The sequence below is a fragment of the Streptomyces sp. NPDC003635 genome, assembly GCF_053587635.1.
On record NZ_JBSFOK010000016.1, the window covers coordinates 103,937 to 123,497 of the forward strand.

The 19,561-nt window shown below is 71.8% G+C and carries 17 protein-coding genes; 10 read left to right on the top strand and 7 right to left on the bottom strand.

From position 1 onward, the window contains the following. The first annotated feature begins 178 nt into the window (after window positions 1-178). Window positions 179-778, top strand: coding sequence for a nucleotidyltransferase family protein (locus ACWDRW_RS17535; RefSeq protein ID WP_451724098.1), 600 nt, complete (start codon window positions 179-181; stop codon window positions 776-778). 184 nt (window positions 779-962) lie between these two features. Next, the gene (gene aceB / locus ACWDRW_RS17540; protein WP_451724100.1) at window positions 963-2,585 is read left to right on the top strand and encodes a malate synthase A; all 1,623 of its coding nucleotides are present in this window, start codon (window positions 963-965) and stop codon (window positions 2,583-2,585) included. Window position 2,586: 1 nt separating this feature from the next. On the opposite strand, the gene ACWDRW_RS17545 is transcribed toward aceB, so the two are convergent. From ACWDRW_RS17545 to ACWDRW_RS17555, 3 genes are read right to left on the bottom strand one after another with little or no spacing between them, the layout of a single operon-like run. Further along, on the bottom strand, window positions 2,587-2,868 hold the full coding sequence (locus tag ACWDRW_RS17545) for a SelT/SelW/SelH family protein (protein ID WP_451724102.1): 282 nt from the start codon (window positions 2,866-2,868) through the stop codon (window positions 2,587-2,589). Next, entirely contained in the window at window positions 2,865-3,770 is a 906-nt protein-coding gene (locus ACWDRW_RS17550; RefSeq protein WP_451724104.1) for a HipA family kinase, read from the bottom strand. Before ACWDRW_RS17550 ends, ACWDRW_RS17545 begins: the two co-directional genes overlap by 4 nt. A 20-nt stretch (window positions 3,771-3,790) precedes the next feature. Next, complete coding sequence (locus tag ACWDRW_RS17555; protein WP_451724191.1) at window positions 3,791-5,281, bottom strand: IucA/IucC family protein; 1,491 nt, start codon at window positions 5,279-5,281, stop codon at window positions 3,791-3,793. Between the two features lie 109 nt (window positions 5,282-5,390). On the opposite strand from ACWDRW_RS17555, the gene ACWDRW_RS17560 reads away from it, so the two are divergent. The 3 genes from ACWDRW_RS17560 to ACWDRW_RS17570 all read left to right on the top strand — a co-directional run bounded on the left by ACWDRW_RS17560 (window position 5,391) and on the right by ACWDRW_RS17570 (window position 8,975). Next, entirely contained in the window at window positions 5,391-6,887 is a 1,497-nt protein-coding gene (locus ACWDRW_RS17560; protein WP_451724107.1) for an IucA/IucC family protein, read from the top strand. Window positions 6,888-6,954: 67 nt separating this feature from the next. After that, window positions 6,955-8,220, top strand: coding sequence for a VWA domain-containing protein (locus tag ACWDRW_RS17565; protein WP_451724109.1), 1,266 nt, complete (start codon window positions 6,955-6,957; stop codon window positions 8,218-8,220). After that, window positions 8,220-8,975, top strand: a complete 756-nt coding sequence (locus ACWDRW_RS17570) for a hypothetical protein (RefSeq protein ID WP_451724111.1) — start codon at window positions 8,220-8,222, stop codon at window positions 8,973-8,975. Before ACWDRW_RS17565 ends, ACWDRW_RS17570 begins: the two co-directional genes overlap by 1 nt. Before the next feature lie 44 nt (window positions 8,976-9,019). On the opposite strand, the gene ACWDRW_RS17575 is transcribed toward ACWDRW_RS17570, so the two are convergent. Continuing rightward, the gene (locus tag ACWDRW_RS17575; RefSeq protein ID WP_451724113.1) at window positions 9,020-9,646 is read right to left on the bottom strand and encodes a winged helix-turn-helix transcriptional regulator; all 627 of its coding nucleotides are present in this window, start codon (window positions 9,644-9,646) and stop codon (window positions 9,020-9,022) included. A gap of 81 nt (window positions 9,647-9,727) precedes the next feature. Here ACWDRW_RS17575 and ACWDRW_RS17580 point away from each other — a divergent pair, with 81 nt between their 5' ends. Together ACWDRW_RS17580 and ACWDRW_RS17585 are read left to right on the top strand one after the other, a co-directional pair. After that, a complete protein-coding gene (locus ACWDRW_RS17580) occupies window positions 9,728-10,936 on the top strand; it encodes a pyridoxal phosphate-dependent aminotransferase (protein ID WP_451724114.1) in 1,209 nt (402 codons plus the stop codon). Window positions 10,937-11,003: 67 nt separating this feature from the next. After that, on the top strand, window positions 11,004-11,648 hold the full coding sequence (locus tag ACWDRW_RS17585; RefSeq protein WP_451724116.1) for a hypothetical protein: 645 nt from the start codon (window positions 11,004-11,006) through the stop codon (window positions 11,646-11,648). A 56-nt stretch (window positions 11,649-11,704) separates the two neighbouring features. Here the strand turns inward: ACWDRW_RS17585 and ACWDRW_RS17590 are convergent, their stop codons facing one another. Beyond that, entirely contained in the window at window positions 11,705-15,493 is a 3,789-nt protein-coding gene (locus ACWDRW_RS17590) for a DNRLRE domain-containing protein (protein WP_451724118.1), read from the bottom strand. Between the two features lie 284 nt (window positions 15,494-15,777). Between ACWDRW_RS17590 and ACWDRW_RS17595 the strand changes: the two genes are divergently transcribed. The 3 genes from ACWDRW_RS17595 (at window position 15,778) to ACWDRW_RS17605 (ending at window position 17,576) form a co-directional block, all read left to right on the top strand. Further along, on the top strand, window positions 15,778-16,377 hold the full coding sequence (locus ACWDRW_RS17595) for a histidine phosphatase family protein (protein WP_451724120.1): 600 nt from the start codon (window positions 15,778-15,780) through the stop codon (window positions 16,375-16,377). An 82-nt stretch (window positions 16,378-16,459) separates the two neighbouring features. Further along, window positions 16,460-17,098, top strand: coding sequence for a hypothetical protein (locus ACWDRW_RS17600; RefSeq protein ID WP_451724121.1), 639 nt, complete (start codon window positions 16,460-16,462; stop codon window positions 17,096-17,098). Between the two features lie 55 nt (window positions 17,099-17,153). Continuing rightward, window positions 17,154-17,576, top strand: a complete 423-nt coding sequence (locus ACWDRW_RS17605; RefSeq protein ID WP_451724123.1) for an acyl-CoA thioesterase — start codon at window positions 17,154-17,156, stop codon at window positions 17,574-17,576. Here ACWDRW_RS17605 and ACWDRW_RS17610 read toward each other — a convergent pair. After that, window positions 17,531-18,871: a HAMP domain-containing sensor histidine kinase gene (locus tag ACWDRW_RS17610; protein ID WP_451724126.1), complete on the bottom strand. Its 1,341-nt coding sequence runs from the start codon at window positions 18,869-18,871 to the stop codon at window positions 17,531-17,533. The genes ACWDRW_RS17605 and ACWDRW_RS17610 overlap by 46 nt on opposite strands. Further along, a complete protein-coding gene (locus ACWDRW_RS17615) occupies window positions 18,868-19,524 on the bottom strand; it encodes a response regulator transcription factor (protein WP_451724128.1) in 657 nt (218 codons plus the stop codon). The genes ACWDRW_RS17610 and ACWDRW_RS17615 overlap by 4 nt, the downstream gene beginning before the upstream one ends. Window positions 19,525-19,561 lie beyond the last annotated feature (37 nt).

A 19,561-nucleotide genomic window follows, 5' to 3' on the forward strand; every position in this document is an offset into this window, starting at 1 on the left:
CACGCACGCCGGGGTGCGCTCCATGTCGTGCTGTCGCCGAGTGGCCCCGGGCGTTGGTCGGGCGCCGTGGGGACGCGGGTCAGTAAACGCCACCCGTGCGTCGTACGCCACCACGCGGGCCGAAATTCATCCTCTGGTGACATCGTGGCCCCGGCACGGCATCGGGTATGCAGGAGACATGACGCAGAACGAACAGCAGGTCGCCGGCCTGATCCTCGCCGCGGGCGGCGGGCGACGGCTCGGCGGACGGCCCAAAGCCCTGCTCGAACACCGTGGACAGCTGCTCGTCGAACACGCGGTCGCCGTCCTGCGTACGGCCGGCTGCACGCGCGTCCACGTGGTCCTCGGGGCCCGCGCCGACGCCGTGCGGGAGCGGGCGGAGCTCGGCGACTGCGTGGTGGTGGACAACCCCGACTGGGAGCGGGGGATGGGGACCTCACTGCGGGCGGGGCTCGCGTCTTTGGCCGGAACCGGCATATCCGCCGCCCTGGTCTCGTTGGTCGACCAGCCCGGGATCGGAGCGGCGGCGGTGGCCCGGGTGCTCGCCGCCCACGCGGGGGACTCCTCGCTGGCGTCGGCCGCCTACGACGGTGTACGCGGACATCCCGTGCTGTTCGGCGCCGCGCACTGGGCGGGGATCGCCGAGGCCGCCACGGGGGACCAGGGGGCGCGCGGCTACCTCAAGAAGCACGCGGACGCTGTCACGCTCGTCGAGTGCGGGGACGTGGCCCTGCCGTACGACATCGACACCGAGGCCGACCTGGTCCACCTTGAGTGAGCGAGGTGGCACCGAGCGACACCTTGCCTCGACTCAGAGAATCTCGACATCAACAAACCATTGAAGTTCCACAATGAGGAAACTACTATCCACTGTTCAGAAGCGTCCGACCGCACAGCGGGCGCTGTCTGACCCATGTGTGCCTCCTGGCACCCGGTGCCACCGCTGAAGGAAGTGACAGCTCATGTCCGCACCAGCGCCGTCCCCGCTGGCCATCGTCGACGCCGAGCCCCTGCCCCGGCAGGAGGAGGTCCTCACCGACGCGGCCCTCGCCTTCGTGGCCGAGCTGCACCGCCGGTTCACGCCCCGGCGTGACGAACTCCTCGCCCGCCGTGCCGAGCGCCGCGCCGAGATCGCCCGCACCTCCACCCTCGACTTCCTCCCGGAGACCGCCGCGATCCGCGCGGACGACACCTGGAAGGTGGCCCCGGCCCCCGCCGCCCTGAACGACCGGCGCGTGGAGATCACCGGCCCGACCGACCGCAAGATGACCATCAACGCCCTCAACTCGGGCGCGCGGGTCTGGCTCGCCGACTTCGAGGACGCCTCGGCTCCCACCTGGGAGAACGTGGTTCTCGGCCAGCTCAACCTGATCGACGCGTACACCCGCAGCATCGACTTCACCGACCCGAGGTCCGGCAAGTCGTACGCCCTGAAGGCGGCCGACGAGCTCGCCACCGTCGTCATGCGCCCGCGCGGCTGGCACCTCGACGAGCGCCACCTCGAGATCGACGGCCGACCCGTGCCCGGCGCCTTCGTCGACTTCGGCCTGTACTTCTTCCACAACGCCCAGCGGCTGCTCGACCTCGGCAAGGGCCCGTACTTCTACCTCCCGAAGACCGAGTCGCACCTGGAGGCCCGCCTCTGGAACGACGTGTTCGTCTTCGCGCAGGACTACGTCGGCATCCCGCAGGGCACCGTGCGCGCGACCGTGCTGATCGAGACGATCACCGCCGCGTACGAGATGGAGGAGATCCTCTACGAACTCCGCGACCACGCCTCGGGGTTGAACGCGGGCCGCTGGGACTACCTGTTCTCCATCGTCAAGAACTTCCGGGACGGGGGCGCGAGGTTCGTCCTGCCGGACCGCAACGCGGTGACGATGACCGCCCCGTTCATGCGGGCCTACACCGAACTCCTCGTCCGTACCTGCCACAAGCGCGGCGCGCACGCCATCGGCGGCATGGCGGCCTTCATCCCGTCCCGCAGGGACGAGGAGGTCAACAAGGTCGCGTTCGAGAAGGTCAAGGCGGACAAGGACCGCGAGGCGAACGACGGTTTCGACGGCTCCTGGGTGGCCCACCCGGACCTGGTGCCGATCGCCATGGCCTCCTTCGACGCGGTGCTCGGCGAGAAGCCGAACCAGAAGGACCGGCTGCGCGAGGACGTCGAGGTGCGGGCGGAGGACCTCATCGCCATCGACTCCCTCGACGCCAGGCCGACCTACCCCGGCCTGGTCCACGCCGTGCAGGTGGGCATCCGTTACATCGAGGCCTGGCTGCGCGGGCTGGGCGCGGTCGCCATCTTCAACCTGATGGAGGACGCGGCCACCGCCGAGATCTCCCGCTCCCAGATCTGGCAGTGGATCAACGCGGGCGTCGAGTTCGAGAACGGCGAGAAGGCCACCCCCGAGCTGGCCCGGAAGGTCGCGGCCGAGGAACTGGACGCCATCCGCAAGGAGATCGGCGAGGAGGCCTTCGCGGCCGGCCACTGGCAGCAGGCCCACGACCTGCTGCTCCAGGTGTCCCTGGACGCCGACTACGCGGACTTCCTGACGCTCCCGGCGTACGAGCAGCTCCGGGGCTGAGCTACTCCCGCGCCGACTTGTCCGAGTGGCCCAGGGACTTCCCAGGGGCCACTCGGTCGCGTACGGCCTGCTTGACCGCCGTGGGCTCGGGGAACCCCTGCTCACGGCGGTCCCAGACGGGTTCACCGTCGACCCGGACGACGAACACCCCGCCCGTGCCGGGCTTCAGGGCCAGTTCGTCCAGCTCCGCCTCGAAGGTCGTCAGCAGCTCCTGCGCCAGCCAGGCCGCCCGCGGCAGCCAGCGGCACTGGGTGCAGTACTCGATCTCGACCCGGCCACTCATCCGAGGTGCACCGACCAATCCTGTTCGGCCGCGGGCTTGCCGTGCAGATCGGGGACCTGCTTGAGCCACGCGGGGCGTCCTTGCTGTCTCTTCGCCGCCCGGCGGGCGTCCTCGGCGGCGAGCTCGTCCCGGGTGGGGAAGTCCGTGGGCAGCCAGGCCTCGGAGGCGCGCACGCGCGCGTGCAGGTACGCCACATAGGCCTCGCGCGCCTCGTCGGGCGAGGCGTGGTCGGTGAGCCAGGCGTCGGGAACCTCCGCGACGATCCCGCGCAGCAGCTCCTCGGTGACCTTGGGGGCGAGTTCGGCGTCGGCGGCCCGTACGTCGGGGCCGTAGCGGCCGAGGGCGTGGTGGCGGAAGTCGTAGGCCTTCGCGGGGTCGCTGCCGTCCCAGCGGTGGTGGAAGACCAGGGCCGCGCCGTGGTCGATGAGCCACAGGCGCGGCGGGACGGTGCCCAGGGTGGGCCAGACCATGAGGTTGGAGCTGTGGACCGTGCGGTCCACGTTCACGGTCAGCGCGTCCAGCCAGACGATCCGGCCGGCCTCCAGCGGATCGACCGGGAACACCTCGGCCAGCTCCGGGGTGAGGTCCTTGGCACCCGGCAGGAAGTCCATGCCGAGGTTGACGCCGTGGCTGGCGGCGTGCAGGTCCCGGACCTCCTGGTGCGGTTCGGTGTCGGCGATCGACGGGTCGAAGTGGACCAGCACCAGTTCGGGGAAGCGCAGGCCGAGAGCGCGGGCCAGCTCGCCCACGATCACCTCGGCGACCAGCGCCTTGTGCCCCTGCGCGGAGCCGGTGAACTTCACGACGTACGTGCCCAGATCGTCGGCCTCGACGACTCCGGGCACGGAGCCGCCGGACCGCAGCGGGGTCACGTATCGCACACCAGTCACTTCACGCAGCACACCGGCCAGCCTATGTCAGGTCAGGTGTGGGCCAGCGGGTTGGGCAGGGGGCGGTAGCGGGCGGCGGCGCCGTCCGCGCCGGTCCAGCGCAGCAGCAGGTTGGTCTTGCCGGGCAGCGTGGGGGCGCTGAGCAGGGCGGGGATCTCCGGCAGGTCGTGGGCGGCCAGGGCCCGGCGTACGGCGGGCCAGGGGTCGAAGCCCGCCCGGCGCTCGGCGAGGGCGGCGCCGACCTCCCAGAGGTGGTTCACCACCAGGCAGTACACCAGCCGCTCCCACCCGGCGGCCCGGTCCACGTCCGCCAGCAGCTTCACGCCCTCGGCGTCCCGGTACAGCGCCTGCACCGGGGTGCCCTCGGCGTCGACGGCGACCACCGTGTTCTGCAGATGCGCTTCCAGTACGACGCCGTGGTCGGCGAAGGCGGTGAGGGCGGGCGGTACGACCGCGCCCAGGTAGGCGTCCCACCAGCTCGCCGGGTCCTCGGCGGCGTCCAGAGGGCTCCCGGCGAAGCCCTCGACGAGGCCCGCGGCCAGCAGCGGGGTCGTGCCGGGGCGGAGGTGGCCGTGGAAGCCGTCGCGGACCAGGACGGCCAGCTCCTCGAAGGCGAAGTCGACCGTCCGGTAGCCCCGGTCGCTGAGCCAGGCGCCGGGCCCGGCGGCGAACGCCTCGGTCACCGCCGTATCGGTCCTGCGGAGCTCGATCAGGTCGTGCCGCCAGAGCCGGCGGATGTCGTTGGTGATGCGGACGTCGAGGCTGAACTTCAGGAACAGATCCCGCTGGGGGTCGTACACCGTACGGATCGCGGCCGTCGGCCAGGTCTCGAAGCCGGTGGTGCCCAGGCGGATCAGCCGCCCGTCGGCGAAGGCCGGACCGAGGTCCACCAGGTCGAGCTGCCACGGGTGGGCGGGCAGCGGCCGGTAGCCGGGCGGTGCCTCGCCGAGGGTGTCCAGAGCAGTGGTGTCGCCCTCCTCCACGACCGTGTCCTCCCGCACGCCGAGCAGCACCAGCGGGAAGCGGGCGTGCGCCTCGGGCGCGTACGGCAGCCAGGCCGCCACCGGGCCGCCGCCGCGCGCCTTCGGCGCCGGGTGGTGCGGGTGCCCGGTGACCAGGGACTGCTCCGAGAGCAGGTACGGGTCGGCCGGAGGCGTCGCGCGGGCCCGTGCGGCGAGCAGCGCGGCGACCGCGTGCCGGCTGTCGACGATCTCGGCGGGCAGTTCGGGGTTGTCCAGGCCGGTGTGCCGGCGCAGTTCCTCGGCGACGAGCTTCACCAGCTCGGGATGGCCGACGGGCAGCCACTCCCCGTCCACCCGCAGTTCGGGCACGGCCGGGCGCCGGGTGCCGCGCACCCGCAGCAGCCGCCCGCTGGGCAGCCGGTGCACGCGCGGCCCACCGGGCTGGTGGAGCGGTTCGCCGGGCCGATCGAGCGGCTCGGCCACCTCCCGCAGCAGGCAGTTCAGCAGCGGCGCGGCGGCGTACGCGTCGGCGGCGGCGTCGGCAGCGGCGGGCGAGGGCATCAGGTCCACGCGTTCACTCGTTCTCTACGGTCCGTTCGGGCGGCGAAGATCAGTATGTCTGTCGTCACCGCCCGCGCTGACGCCCTACTCGTACCCGAGGAGCCCGACCGTGCACCGTCCCCTCACCGCCGAAGCCGAGGTAGCGGCCGAGTTGGCGGACCTCCGCCCCGGTCTGGCGTCCCGGTACGCGGCCGAGCTGCCCGGCGCCCGCGCGGCCGTGCTGACGCGGCTGTGGCGGGCGCTCGCTCATGAGCCGCTGCCCTGGATCACGGCCCGCGAGACCGGCCGGGACGGCCTCACCCTGCGCCTCGCCGACGGCCGCCGACTGCACGGACCGCACGCGGACCCGTACGCCACCGCCGCGTACGTCACGGAGGTGCGTCTCGACGAGACGGCGTACGCCGATCCGGCGCTGCTGACGACCGACCTGGGCGTAGCCGACGGTACCGCCTTCGGGTCCGAACTCGAGCACAGCGTCGCCTCGTTGGCGTTGTCCCGGGCGAATCAGCCGGACACCTCACCAAATTGGCCGGTGCACGACTGGGAGTGGGAGCAGCGGGTCGTCGACGGTCATCCGTACCACCCCAACTGCCGTTCCCGGCCCGGCTTCTCGGTGGCCGAGCAACTCGCCTACGGGCCCGAGCACCGGCCGCTGGTGGAGCTCGGGCTGTGGCCGGTACCGGCGGCCGAGTGCCTGCTGACCGGCGCCTGGCCGGACGACCTCCGGGACGGGGACGACCTGCTGCTGCCGGTGCATCCCTGGCAGGCCGCGCACGTGCTCAAGCGCCCCTGCGAACGCAGTCTCGGCGGCGCGCGTCCGCTGATGTCCCTGCGCACCCTCGCCCTGCCCGGCGGACCGCACGTCAAGACGGCGCTGAGCGCCCGGCTGACCTCGTCGGTGCGGGACATCTCGGTGTACTCCATCGGCCTCTCGGCGACCCTGTCCGCGTTCGCGGAGTCGCTGGCCGCGCGCACGGACGGGCTGCTGCACGTCACCCGCACGCTGGGGGCGGCGACCGCGGACTCCCCCGACCTGGCGGCCGTACTGCGCGAGTCGCCGCAGGAGTACGCGCGGCCGGGTGACCGCGTGGTGCCGGTCGCCGCGCTCGCGACCACTGAACTACCGTCTTGCACCGCCTGGTTGGCCGCCTTCGCCCGGCTCGCCCTCACCGTCGGGCTGCGGCTGCTGGAGCTGGGCGTGGCCTTGGAGGCGCACGGCCAGAACCTGCTGGTCGTGCTGGCCGCCGACGGCACCCCGCTGCGCCTGGTCTACCGCGACCTGGCCGACATCCGGATCAGCCCGGCCCGGCTGGTCCGGCACGGGATCCCGGTGCCGGAGCTGACCGGACGGATCGTCACGGAGGACGAGACCACCCTGCGCCGCAAGCTGTTCGGCTCCCTCGTCGCGGGCGCGCTCGCCGGTACGGCGGGTTCGGCGGCGGCGCTCGGCGGAGCGCTGGAGAAGGCCGTACGGGATCTGCCGCGCACGCCCGATCTCGCCGTGCTGTGCGGGGAGCCGCTGCCCGCCAAGGCGTTGACGCTGATGCGGCTGTCGCCGAACACACCCGGGGACCAGTGGGCGCGGCTGCCCAATCCCCTGTGCTGAGGGGGCTTCGAGGTGGCCGTCGGGGGTCGTTTTGGAGTGCGACGGTCCCGATCAATAGGATCCGCCGATGATCACAAGAACACGGCTGGCGGCAGGGGCCTGTGCCCTGCTCGCCGCGCTGACGGCGGGGCTCGCGTTCCCGGCCGGGGCGGCCGCCGGCGAACCCACGGGCGAGGACGCGCCGAAGGTGAACCTCGTCCTCGACGTGAGCGGCTCGATGCGGGCCCGGGACATCGACGGCCAGTCCCGGATGGCGGCGGCGAAGCAGGCGTTCAACGAAGTGCTCGACGCCACGCCCGAGGAGGTCGAGCTCGGCATCCGGACCCTCGGCGCCAACTACCCGGGCGACAACCAGAAGACGGGCTGCAAGGACACCGCGCAGCTCTACCCGGTCGGCCCGCTGGACCGCACCGAGGCCAAGACGGCGGTGGCGACCCTCACGCCCACCGGCTGGACCCCCATCGGGCCCGCGCTGCTGAAGGCGGCCGACGACCTCGACGGCGGCACCGGCTCCAAGCGCATCGTGCTGATCAGCGACGGCGAGGACACCTGCGCCCCGCTCGACCCGTGCGAGGTGGCCCGGGAGATCGCCGCGAAGGGCATCGGGCTGACCATCGACACGCTCGGTCTGGTCCCGAACACCAAGATGCGGCAGCAGCTGAGCTGCATCGCGGAGGCGACCGGCGGCACTTACACCTCGGTGGAGCACACTGACGAACTCCGCGACCGCGTCAACCAGTTGGTGGACCGCGCGGCCGAGCCGGTGGTGACGCCCGTGGCCACGGAAGGCGGTTCGGTCTGCGCCGAGGCGCCCACGCTGGAGTCGGGCCTGTACACCGACCGCGCGGAGTTCGGGCAACAGCGCTGGTACCGGGTGGACGTCGAGCCCGGCCAGGAACTGCGGGCCTCGGTGAGCGTGTCGGCCGACCGCGAGGTGAACCCGTCGTACGGCGTGCTGCTGCGGGCCGTGACGGAACGCGGCCGGGAGATCGTGCGCGGGGAGGCGGCGGGCAACGGCCGCACGGACGTGGTGTCGACCGGTCTGCGCCATCCAAAGGCGGACAGCGACGACGAGGACGCCCCGGCGGAGACGGTCTGCCTCCAGGTCACGCACTCCTTCTCGGCCGCCTCCGGGGTGAAGACCACGCCCGGTCTGCCACTGGAGCTGACCGTGGACGTCGTCGACGGTCCGTCGGGGTCGAGCGACGTGGCCTCCTTCGGCCTCGGGCGCGGCTGGTGGCTGCTCGGGGCGCTGATCCTGACCGGCTTCCTCGCCGGGCTGATCTGGGGCTGGGTGTCCCGCTGGCGGGTCGCGGTCTGGAGGACCAACTGATGCGCATCACACGTACGTTGACAGCGGCCCTGCTGATGCTGGGACTCGCGGCGGCGCCCGCCCTCGCCGATGAGAAGGCCCCGGACGAGGCGGGTACGTCCTTCCGTACGGCGACGGAGATCGAGCAGGGCCAGGAGGCGACCGCCAGCGGTTCGGCCGGCGATTACCTGTACTGGTCCTTCCCGGCGGACGCCGGACAGCGCCCCGACGTCAAGGCGACGGTGCGGCTGCCCGACACGCACGCCGCCGAGACCTGGCAGATCGACGTCTACGACGGACTGCGCCGCCGCCAGGCCTGCCAGTACGGTTCCCAGACGCGCGCCGTCGCCGCCGACGCCTCCTCCGTGGAGCTGGCCTGTGTGCTGCGCACGGTCCGCGCCTGGTCGGAGCCGTGGGCGAACGACCCGCTGCCGGGCACGTACTACGTCCGGCTGACCGTGGTGAACCTCGCGACGGCCGACCTCGGTCTGCCGGTGCGGGCCTCGGTCCGGGTCGATTCCAAGGACATGGGCGGCGCGGCGGCCGTGGACGGCTCGCTGGCCGAGCCGCTGGTGCCGGGTGTCGCGGTGAAGTCCGAGGCGGAGAGGGACAGTTCGGCCGCCGTGCTGTCCAGCATCGACCCGGAGGACGGCTGGGCGTCCGGCTGGTGGTCCGACCGCTGGGTGTGGACGGGGATCGGCGGCGTGCTGGCCGCGCTCGCCGGCATCGGCGGGTACGCGCTGACGCGCGGGACCGGGCGACCGCCGGGAGTCTGACCGCGTCCGCGTCGTAGGGGCCCGTCGTCCGGCGGGCCCCTTTCCTATGCCTCCCGCAACGCTTTGGCGAGGGTTCCGTCCCCGGTGACGCTGATCAGTCCGTCCCGTACCGCGTCGGCCACGCTCAACTCCCCCCGCGCCACGGCCGTACACGTGTCGGTGTCCAGCGCGAGCCGTGCGTCGGGTTCGGCCGGAGCGGGTCCGTCGCCGTAGACGGAACCGTCCGCCCCGCCGACGTACACATGGAACTCCCCCTCCTCCAGCCGCACTTCGACGAGTCCCTCCCCCTCCAGGGCCCGCAGCAGCGGCAGCGCGAACCAGTGGGCGCGCACCGCGTCCGTCGGACGCCGGGTCCCGAGTTCGGCCTGACCCCAGGTACCGAGGGCCTGGAGGACCGGCAGCAACTCGCGTCCACGCGGGGTGAGTTCGTAGACGTAGGCGGCGCCGGGGGGCGGCAGTCGGCGGCGGGTGGTCAGGCCGTCCCGTTCCATGTCCTTCAACCGTGAGGCGAGTACGTCGGTGCTCACGCCCGGCAGGTCCGCGTGCAGGTCGGTGTAGCGGCGCGGGCCCGCCAGCAGTTCACGGACGATCAGCAGGGTCCAGCGGTCGCCGACGACATCCAGCGCGCGGGCGGCGGAACAGTACTGGTCGTAGCTTCGGCGTGGTGACATGGCACGCAGTCTAGACATGTCATTGGACTTTCCAAGCGCGGACTTGGTAAAACCAAGTGACACCAGATACTGGAGGGGCGCATGGAGTTCCGGCAGTCGAACAAGCTCAGCGAGGTCTGTTACGAGATCCGCGGCCCGGTGATCGAGCACGCCGACGCACTGGAGAAGGCGGGCCACAGCGTGCTGCGCCTGAACACCGGCAACCCCGCGCTGTTCGGCTTCGAGGCGCCGGAGGAGATCCTCCAGGACATGATCCGGATGCTCCCCCAGGCGCACGGCTACACCGACTCGCGGGGCGTCCTGTCGGCCCGCCGGGCCGTCGTGGGGCGTTACCAGAACCTGGGCCTGGACGTCGACGTGGACGACGTCTTCCTCGGCAACGGGATCTCCGAGCTGATCTCGATGGCCGTGACCGCGCTGGTCGAGGACGGCGACGAGATTCTGATCCCGGCCCCCGACTTCCCGCTCTGGACGGCCGTCACCACCCTCGCGGGCGGCAAGGCGGTCCACTACCTCTGCGACGAACAGGCCGACTGGTACCCGGACCTGGACGACATGGCGTCGAAGATCACGGATCGCACCAAGGCCGTGGTCATCATCAACCCCAACAACCCCACGGGCGCGGTCTACCCGAAGGAGATCATCGAGGGCATCCTCGACCTCGCCCGCCGGCACGGCCTGATGGTCTTCGCGGACGAGATCTACGACCAGATCCTCTACGACGACGCGGTCCACCACTCGGCCGCCGCCCTCGCCCCCGACCTGGTGGTCCTCACCTTCTGCGGCCTGTCGAAGACCTACCGGGTGGCGGGCTTCCGGTCGGGCTGGCTGGTCGTCACCGGACCCAAGCAGCACGCCCGGAACTACCTGGAAGGGCTGACCATGCTGGCCTCGATGCGGCTGTGCGCCAACGCGCCCGCGCAGTACGCCATCCAGGCCGCGCTGGGCGGCCGCCAGTCGATCAACGACTTGACCGCGCCGGGCGGACGGTTGCGCGAACAGCGCGATGTGGCCTGGGAGAAGCTCAACGAGATCCCCGGGGTGTCGTGCGTGAAACCGAGGGGCTCGCTGTACGCCTTCCCGCGGCTCGACCCCAAGGTGCACAAGATCCACGACGACGAGAAGTTCGTCCTGGACCTGCTCCTGCGCGAGAAGATCCAGGTCGTCCAGGGAACCGGCTTCAACTGGCCCACCCCCGACCACTTCCGCATCCTCACCCTGCCGCACGCGGAGGACCTGGAGGCGGCGATCGGGCGGATCGGCCGGTTCCTGAGCGGGTACCGGCAGTAGGGCCGACTTCCCGCCACCGGTGATCGTTGGCGCCGCGGGCGGGCAGTTCGGTGGCTACGGTGGGCGAATGTCTGTTCAACACACCAGTGAGGCCGAGCGGGTCGCCGCCGCCTGGCGGTCCGTGACCGGCTGGCTCGCCGAGTACGCGCCCGTCTCCCACGCCTCTCTTCTGCCGCCCGCGACGGAAGAGGAGATCGCCGCGGCCGACGTACGGCTGCGGGACGCCCTCGGGTTCGGGCTGCCCACGGAACTGGCGGCGCTGTGGCGGCTGTGCGGTGGCGTGGAGCACCAGTACATCGAGGCCAACGAGGAAGCGGGCGAGGTCGGTTCGGGGGCGTTCCTGCCGGGCGGGATCCTGCTCGGCCCGCAGGACGCGCTCCGGCCTCGGCTGCCGGAGGTCGGCCGGGGCGACATGTGGGGCGCCGCTGTGGTGCCCTGGCTGACCGGCGACGAGGCGGGCCCCGAGTCCGGCCACTACGTGGGCGCGGACGGCGTCGGCCGGTGGTCCATGCCGGACCATCTGGCCTGCGACAAACCCGGCTATTCCTCGATCGCCGCCTACCTCGAAGCCGTTCACCGCACGCTCACCGAAGGTCCGGCGGACGCCATGGGCCCCGATGTGCCCGGCCTGGTCTGGGGCTGCCTGATCTGGGACGACCCCGAGGCGCCCTTGCTGGACGAGGCGCTGGAGCACTGGCACCCCGTGCACTGAGCGCGCCGCTGCCCGGAACCCGTCCGGCTGACGGGCCCCGGGCAGCGGTGCGGTGGCTACGGCTTCCTCATCTCGCAGACGAGCGTCGCCGCACCGGTGTTGCATCCCTTGAACCACGCGACGCCCGGGTCGATGGCGAACGCGTCACCGTCGATGACCCGCATCTGCGCCAGGAACTCGTTGCCGTACTTGTTCATCGCGCCCTGGTTGACGTATCCCGACATCGAGGAACGCCCGCACTTCTCGCTGAACGTCGGCGCGTCGTAGCGGGTGTCGTCCAGGAGGTGCTCACTGCCGTCGTCGGCCTTCGCCGCCACGGTCTGGATGCACTCGCCGCCGCCGGCCGTGCCGGCCGGGTTCAACCCGCCGGCGGTGGCGGGCAGGCCGACCGTCTCGTACGTCGAGGCGAACGGCACCTCGTCACAGTTCACCTTGTCGGGGTTCGGCAGGGGGACCTGCGGGCGGAACTCCGGGTGCAGGAACGTCTTCGGATGCGGCACGAATCCCTTGGTCGGAACGTACCCGTCGGTCCTGGTGCCGCCGTAGTAGCCGCAGACGCGGTTGCGGATCTTCTTCTTCGTCCAGGTGGAGTTCACCCGGCCGTTGTCCGCGTCGGGACGGTAGTGCAGCGGCTTGTCGACGGTCCCCAGGTTCTTGACCGCGGACTTGTTCTGCACCATCCACAGGTGAGCCGCGGCGGCCGGATAGCGCGCGGCGTCCATCTGGTACTTGGGCACGTACTGGGTCAGCACACATCCCGGCACGCCGTAGGAGTCGACCTTGTCGCAGCGCACGTCGACGCCGGGCGAGCGGGCGCTGCCGCCGTCGATCTCGTCGTCCTTGCCCTCGACCGGCACGTACTCGCTCTCCGGGTTGAAGATGAACCAGACCGGCAGCTTCCTGGACAGGCCCGCGTCGGAGGGGCCCACGCCGTCGGTGGAGCCGTCCCACTTGTGCGAGGCCGTACCGGTGGCCATGTGCGAGTCGACCGGGGTGGCGTTGCCGCCGCCCTTCCAGCTGAGGTCGCCGTAGAAGTCGTAGTTCCGCACGTCCCTGCTGTCAGTGGCACCCTCGCAGGCACCGCTGAAGCACATCGAGTCCATGTGGGCGATGGGGTTGCCGTCACCGAACAGCACGGACCTGTCGTGGCCGGGGAAGTCGTTGAAGACCGGGTTCAGCTGGATCCACGTCTTGATCGTCCCGTCGTGCCGGTCGGTCTTGACCTGGAAGGCGATCTCGAACCGTGCGTGGCGCTCCTCGGTCTTGACGCCGTTGAGGTAGTACTCCTTCGTGTAGTTCAGGTCGTAGAAGACGCAGGCCTCGTTGCGGGTGATCAGCGACTTCTGGGCCTCCCCGAACAGTGAGGGCTGGCACCAGGAGCCGGTGACGATCGGATCGGGGTAGGAGGGGGCGCGCAGCTTGCGCTGCTGGGCCAGTTCCTTCGCGGCCTTGCGGGTGCCCGCCAGCGACCGCTGGTCCTTGGCCTTGATGGTGACCGTCTCATGGCCCTTGCGCAGGGTGCGCGAGGCGCTGCCCTGCTTCCAGTCGGCGATGCGCTGCGGCTCGTTGAGATAGGCCGCGACGTCGGAGGCCAGATCCGGCTGCGGCAGCTTGATGTCGATCTTCTGGGCGCGGTTGTAGTCCCGGTTCCCCGCGGTGAACCCGTAGTCCTTGATCGGGCCCACGTTGCCCGCCCGGTCCACCGTGCGCGTCTGCGTCACGTGGTTGCCGTCGGCGGCCGGGGTCGCGGTGTAGGAGGCTTCGGGCGCCGGGGCCCGGGTCGTCGCCGTGGTGGTACGGACCGACGCCCAGCCGTAGTTGTCGGCGTCGTCCTCGTACGGGTCGAAGCGGTACTGCACCTCGTAGGGGGACGCGTCGCCGGTCGTGACGTCGAAGCGGCCCGCGATTCCGGCCCCGCCGCCGCCCCAGTTCTCCGGGTAGGTCGTGGAGACGATCTGCTTCGGCTCCGCCGGAGCGGTGGTGTCCACCACGAACTGGGTCCAGGGAGACCAGTTCAGGTTGTAGTGGGTGCCGTCATAGGCATTGGTGCGGAACTTGTAGGTCTTGCCGTCCTGAAGCTGTCCGGCCGGGACGGTGACACTGGCCGGCTTGCCGGAGGCGACGAAGTCCGAGACCAGCAGGCCCTCACCGGTGGGCGTGGTGATGGGGGTGTTGGTTGCGGCGTCGTAGACCTGGAAGGTGCCGTTGACGGTGTCGCCGTCGGCGTCGGTGAAGGTGTCCCGCAGCGTGGGCGTGGTGGTGTTGACCGCCCACACCCCGGCGTACGACCTGAACGGCGCGCCGGCCTGACGGTCCGCGCCGTCGGAGGGCCGGTAGTTGTAGGTCACGCTCAGCTTCGGCTGATTGGCCGTGTTGTTGCCGGAGTTGACGCGCTTCCAGCCTCGGGTGTCGTCGTTGGCGGCGCGCAGCCCCATGTAGCCGCGGGTGGCCTTGGCCGAGGCCCAGGTCTGCACGAGGGCGTCGACGTCGGCGTTGATCCAGCCGTCGGGCTGGGTGCCGGCGCAGTCGGGGTTGCCGCGGGTCTGGCTGGAGGAGTGGTACTGCTGGTTCCAGGTGGGCTGGCTGGTCCAGCGCGAGGACGTACCGGCCGCGGTGGTGTCCCAGACGGTCCACGACTGGTTGGCGCAGTCGGTGTTGCCGGAGTGGAAGTTCCACAGCGCCAGGTTCGTGTCGACGATCAGCGCGTCCTGGATCGGCGTGGTGTTCCAGTGGATGAAGGAGCGGGCGGTGCGGGGCGTCCCGTCGGCGTTCTTGGTGCCGGGGTTGCCGAAGTCCAGTTCCGTGTCGGTGGACAGGTCGGTGGTCTCGCCCTGCTGCACGTAGGTGTCGAACGTGGCGGCCAGGGCCGAGGTCGAGGGGTCGACGGTGACCGGGTACCGGGTCCTCGGGTCGCCGAGGAACTTCGCGCTCGGGGTGACGACCAGGTCGATGCGGCCGTCGCCCTTGTCGACGACCTTCATTCCGACGCGGGCCCTGCGGGTGTGTTCGCCGGACGTCTTGTCGACGGTGGCGTCCCACATGACCGGCGCGGGCATCGTGGCCCGCACCGCGCCCGTCCTGGCGTCGGCGAAGGCGACGGAACCGTCGTTGTTGGCCTTGGCCTTCAGGCCCTTGGCCTGGACCGGGAGCGTGTAGGAGTAGGCTCCGTCCGGCCGCCGGTCGAGCTCGACGAACTGCTCGAACCCGGTGCGGGTGGCCTCGACGATCAGGTCCGCGCCGGGCACCGCGTCCTGGTAGCGGGCGGTGGTGCCGTCGAGTTCGGGTTCCGGCAGGCCGCCCTTCCACTGCAGCGTCACGCTCTCGTCGCCGGAGCCGAGCGTGACCAGGTCGCGTGCCGCGGCCTTCTTGGCGGCGGCGAGCGAACCGGGGACGGCGCCCCCCTTGCCCGCCAGCCGCAGGCCGCCCGGATGCGCCTTCGCCCGCACCGAACCGTCGGCGGACCTGGTCAAAGTGGCGTCGACCTTGCGCCACTTGCCGCCCCGCCAGACCCGCTCGGGGCCGGGCGTCATCGTGCTGGTGAGCGTTCCGTCGGGGTTGGCCACGGTGATCGAGTCGGGGGTCGTCTCGTCGGTGACGACGACCTTCTCGCCCGTCTTCCCCGCCTCCAGGACGGCCCAGGCCCTCGACCCCTCGGCATGCGCGGCGGCCCAGGCCAGGTCGCTCTCGAGCAACTCGGTCTCGGACGGCTGCACGGCCTCGGTGGAGGCAGGCGTGACTTCGGGGACCGAAGCCGCCGAGGCCTGTCCGGTGAGCGCGAGGCCGACTTCGGCGGTCAGTAACAGCGCTGTGACCAGGGCGAGTTGGGGCAGGCTTCTATGTCGCACAGTGTGTGTCCTGTCCTTCCAGGAAATGAAATGAACGTCTGTTCGAAGACGCACGAGGCAAGACCTTAGGAAGGCGGCGACCGGCCCTGTAGGGGATTTCCGGACAGCCTTGATCACTGCGGGGTGGTGGCGGCCGAGATCGTTGTCAGCGCCGAACATCCAGATCCGAAACGTAAGTTGGATCACAAGGGCGGCGGTACTAGGGGCGCGGGTGGCTCCGCGCGCCGGGGCCCGGGGTACGCCGGGTTCGCGCGGCGGGAGCGGTGGCCCATAACCTGTGCGGCATGGGTGATCTTCTGCTCGTACGGCACGGGGAGACCGCGTGGTCCCGTTCCGGTCGACACACCGGCTCCACGGACGTCCCGCTCACCGAGCACGGTCGGGAGGAGGCGCGGCGCCTGGTGCCGCTGATCCGCTCGCACCGGATCGGGGCCGCCTTCGTCAGCCCGCTGCAGCGGGCGCGCGAGACCGCCGAGCTGATCGGGCTCACCGACGTGCGGCTCGATCCGGATCTGCGGGAGTGGGACTACGGCGGGTACGAGGGCGTCACGACCGTCGAGATCCAGCGTGAGCGGCCCGGCTGGTTCCTCTTCACCGACGGGGTCGCGCCGGGGCCGGCGGACCACCCCGGGGAGAGTCCGGCGGAGGTCGGGGCGCGGGCGGACCGGATGCTCGCCAAGGTGGACGCGGCGCACGCCAACACCGAGGGAGTCGTGGTCCTGGTGGCACACGGTCACTTCCTGCGGGTGCTGACGGCACGGCGCCTCGGGCTGCCCCCGGCGGACGGGGCCCTGTTCCAGCTGGCCACCGGGACGGTGTGCCGTCTGGGCACCGAGCACGGCCGGCCGGTGATCGCGGGCTGGAACGTCAGACCCGGGTCGTAGCGATCGCCGACCGGACTGTCAGACCCGGGTCGTAACCTTCGAAGCGGTGAGGGCCTTCGCCGCCGTGAGAGGGGAGCACGCCGTGACACGACCGCCGACCGCCGCCCAGCGGCGTGTGATCGACGCCGCCGACCCGGAGACCGGGCGCCTGCGGGGTGGTACGGAGACCCAGCTCGCGGCGCTGGTGAAGCGAGGGCTCGCCTTCCGGCATCCGCGTCCGCCGCACGACCACTTCCTGACCCCGGCAGGGCACCGGATACGGGAGGCGGCGGACGTCGACACGGCCGTCGCGGAGCCCGCCGCCCCGACGGCGACCGGGGTGTTCGCCGCGCGCATCGGCGGCGAGGAGCAACCGCCTCCGGCCGGTCCGGCCCGCCTCCGCGAGGTGCGCAGCGCCTGGGAGGGGCTGCTGGAGCTGCGCCGGATGACCAACCCGGACGGCGCCACCGACCGGCCGTGCGGCTGGGAGCGCACGCATCTGGTGCCGGGCGCGGCGCTCGCGCTGGAGTCGGCGGGACATCCCCCGGCGGGACCGGCCGGGGACGACGGCTACCGGGTCCGCGCGACCCCGCAGCCGGACGCCGTTGCCGTGCACGAGCCGGACCCCGAGGCGCTGCGCGCGTGCGGGGCGACCCTGGAGAAGGCGGGCTGGCAGGTGAGCGAGCACACGGATCCTCGTACCCGCGCCCGGTATCTGCTGGCATCCCCGCGACGGATGTAGGGAGCACATGTCAGGATCGGACCGATCAGGAAGCGTGGCACGAGAAGGGGAAGTCGTGACCGAGCCGTTCTCCGTTCCGGTGACCGTCCGTGGGTACGAGACGGATGTGCAGGGACACCTCAACCAGGCCGTGTACCTCAACTACGCGGAGCACGCCCGCTGGTCGCTGCTGCGGGCCGCCGGGATCACCCAGGCCGGCCTGATCGGCAAGGGGGTGGGCCCGGTCGCCCTGGAGACGACCATCCGCTACCAGCGCGAACTGCTCGCCGGTGACGAGGTCGAGGTCTCCTGCGTCTTCGAGTGGGGCCAGGGCAAGACCTTCCGCATGCGGCAGACGATCACGAAGACGGACGGGACCGTGGCGGCGGAGATCACGGGGGTCGGGGGCCTGCTGGATCTCAAGGCGCGCAAGCTGCTCCCCGATCCGCAGGGTTACTTCAAGGAACTGGCCACGGATCCGGCCCTGTTCGGTCTCTGAGGCCCCTGCCCCTGCCCCTGCTCCGGCTCCGGCTCCCGGGGGAGCGTCACGGTCACCGTCAGGCCCCCGCCCTCCCGGGGCACCGCCGCGACCTCCCCGTGGTGGGCGCGCGCGATGGCCCGCACGATGGACAGGCCGAGGCCCGCCCCCTTCCCGGTGACCAACCGGTCGGCGCCGAGCCGCCGGAAGGGCTCGAAGAGCACGGGCACCTCGTACGGCGGCACCGGCGACCCGGTGTTGCTGACCTCCAGCTCCACCCGCTCCGCGTCGGGAGCCCGGCTCACCACCCGGACCCAACCGCCCTCGCCGCGGTTGTGGCGGACTCCGTTCTCCACGAGGTTGTGCACGAGCCGCTCCAGCAGCAGCGCGTCACCGAGCACGGGCGCCTCGGCCGACTCGTCGTGGACGACGACGCCGGCCCGGTCGGCCTCCGCCGCGCTCTGATCCACCACATGCCCCACCACGTCGGCCAGATCCACGGGCAGCCGCTCGGCGATCTCGTGCTCCGACCGGGCGAGCAGCAGCAGCCCGCTGATCAGCCGTTCGTGGCGGGCGTTGATCTCCAGCAGATGCTCGCCGAGCTGCCGCACGTCCGGGGACGCGGCGGGCCGGTGCATGGCCACCTCGACCAGGGCCCGGCCGAGGGTGAGCGGGGTGCGCAGCTCGTGGGAGGCGTTGGCCACGAAGCGGCGCTGACCGTCGAAGGAGCGGTCGAGCCGTTCCACCATCGTGTCGAAGGTGTCGGCGAGGTCCTTGACCTCGTCGTCCGGGCCGCGCAGCGCGATGCGTTCGTGCAGTCCCCGGTCGGCCGCGGGGGCACCGGCGATCCGGCGCGCGGTGTCGGTGACCCGGTGCAGCGGCGCCAGCACCCGCCCGGCGAGCACCCAGCCGAGCCCGGCCGCCGCGCAGCCCGCCACGCCGAGCGCGATGCCGCCCTGGGTGAGAAGGGAGGTGGTGGCCTCGCGGAGCCAGCGCTCGCGCTGCTTCTCCATCCACTTCTCCAGGTCGGCGCCGGGCGGCGGGGTGGACAGGCCCGGTCCGCCGCCGACCACGGTCCGCGACTCGCGCGGGGCGCCGCTCGGGGAGGCCGTGGGCTGCCCGGCCGGATGTGACCTCGACACCACCTTCGTGCCCGCGCCGCCCAGTTGCTGGCCGAGGAGCGCGTAGGTGACACCCAGCAGCACCACCCCGCCGACCAGGAACAGGCCGCCGTAGGTGAGGGTGAGGCGGGCCCGCAGGGTGATGCGGCGGGGCAGCGGGAGAATCCGGCGGAACAGCGGGCGCGGGCGGTTCACGGGATGCGGTACCCGACGCCGGTCACGGTCTCCACCACCGGCGGATCCCCCAGTTTGCGACGGAGTTTGAGGACCGCGAGCCGCACGGCGCCGGTGAACGGGTCGGCGTTCTCGTCCCAGGCCTTCTCCAGCAGCTGTTCCGCCGATACGGCCGCCCCGTCGGCCCGCAGCAGTTCCGCCAGCACGGCGAACTCCTTCTTGGACAGCGGTACGTAGCGGCTGCCCCGGAGGACCTCGCCGCGGGCGGGGTCGAGGGTGAGACCGGCCCGGCGCAGCACCGGCGGCGCGGCCGGCCGGGAACGCCGGCCGAGCGCCAGGACGCGGGCGGCGAGTTCGGGAAAGGCGAAGGGCTTGACCAGGTAGTCGTCGGCGCCGAGGGCGAGTCCGCGCACCCGGTCGGTGACGTCGGCGGCGGCGGTCAGCATCAGGACGCGGGCGTCGGACGCCGAGGCGACGAGTTCGCGGCAGACGTCGTCCCCGTGCACGACCGGCAGGTCCCGGTCCAGGACGACCACGTCGTAGTCGACGACCCCGGCCCGCTCGAGAGCCGCGGCGCCGTCGTGTGCGAGGTCGACCGCGTGGGCCTGTCCGCGCAGCCACTCGGCGACGGCGCCGGCCAGCAGCGGTTCGTCCTCGACCACCAGGACCCGCATCCACCTCACCCCTCTGTCCCCCTCGGGAGCACCGCGC

Excerpts from the sequence above, each read along its gene's own strand:
- ACWDRW_RS17535 (WP_451724098.1), top strand. The coding sequence starts at position 179 with ATGACGCAGAACGAACAGCAGGTCGCCGGCCTGATCCTCGCCGCGGGC.
- aceB (WP_451724100.1), top strand. The coding sequence starts at position 963 with ATGTCCGCACCAGCGCCGTCCCCGCTGGCCATCGTCGACGCCGAGCCC.
- ACWDRW_RS17545 (WP_451724102.1), bottom strand. The coding sequence starts at position 2,868 with ATGAGTGGCCGGGTCGAGATCGAGTACTGCACCCAGTGCCGCTGGCTG.
- ACWDRW_RS17555 (WP_451724191.1), bottom strand. The coding sequence starts at position 5,281 with ATGCCCTCGCCCGCCGCTGCCGACGCCGCCGCCGACGCGTACGCCGCC.
- ACWDRW_RS17565 (WP_451724109.1), top strand. The coding sequence starts at position 6,955 with ATGATCACAAGAACACGGCTGGCGGCAGGGGCCTGTGCCCTGCTCGCC.
- ACWDRW_RS17570 (WP_451724111.1), top strand. The coding sequence starts at position 8,220 with ATGCGCATCACACGTACGTTGACAGCGGCCCTGCTGATGCTGGGACTC.
- ACWDRW_RS17575 (WP_451724113.1), bottom strand. The coding sequence starts at position 9,646 with ATGTCACCACGCCGAAGCTACGACCAGTACTGTTCCGCCGCCCGCGCG.
- ACWDRW_RS17580 (WP_451724114.1), top strand. The coding sequence starts at position 9,728 with ATGGAGTTCCGGCAGTCGAACAAGCTCAGCGAGGTCTGTTACGAGATC.
- ACWDRW_RS17585 (WP_451724116.1), top strand. The coding sequence starts at position 11,004 with ATGTCTGTTCAACACACCAGTGAGGCCGAGCGGGTCGCCGCCGCCTGG.
- ACWDRW_RS17595 (WP_451724120.1), top strand. The coding sequence starts at position 15,778 with ATGGGTGATCTTCTGCTCGTACGGCACGGGGAGACCGCGTGGTCCCGT.
- ACWDRW_RS17615 (WP_451724128.1), bottom strand. The coding sequence starts at position 19,524 with ATGCGGGTCCTGGTGGTCGAGGACGAACCGCTGCTGGCCGGCGCCGTC.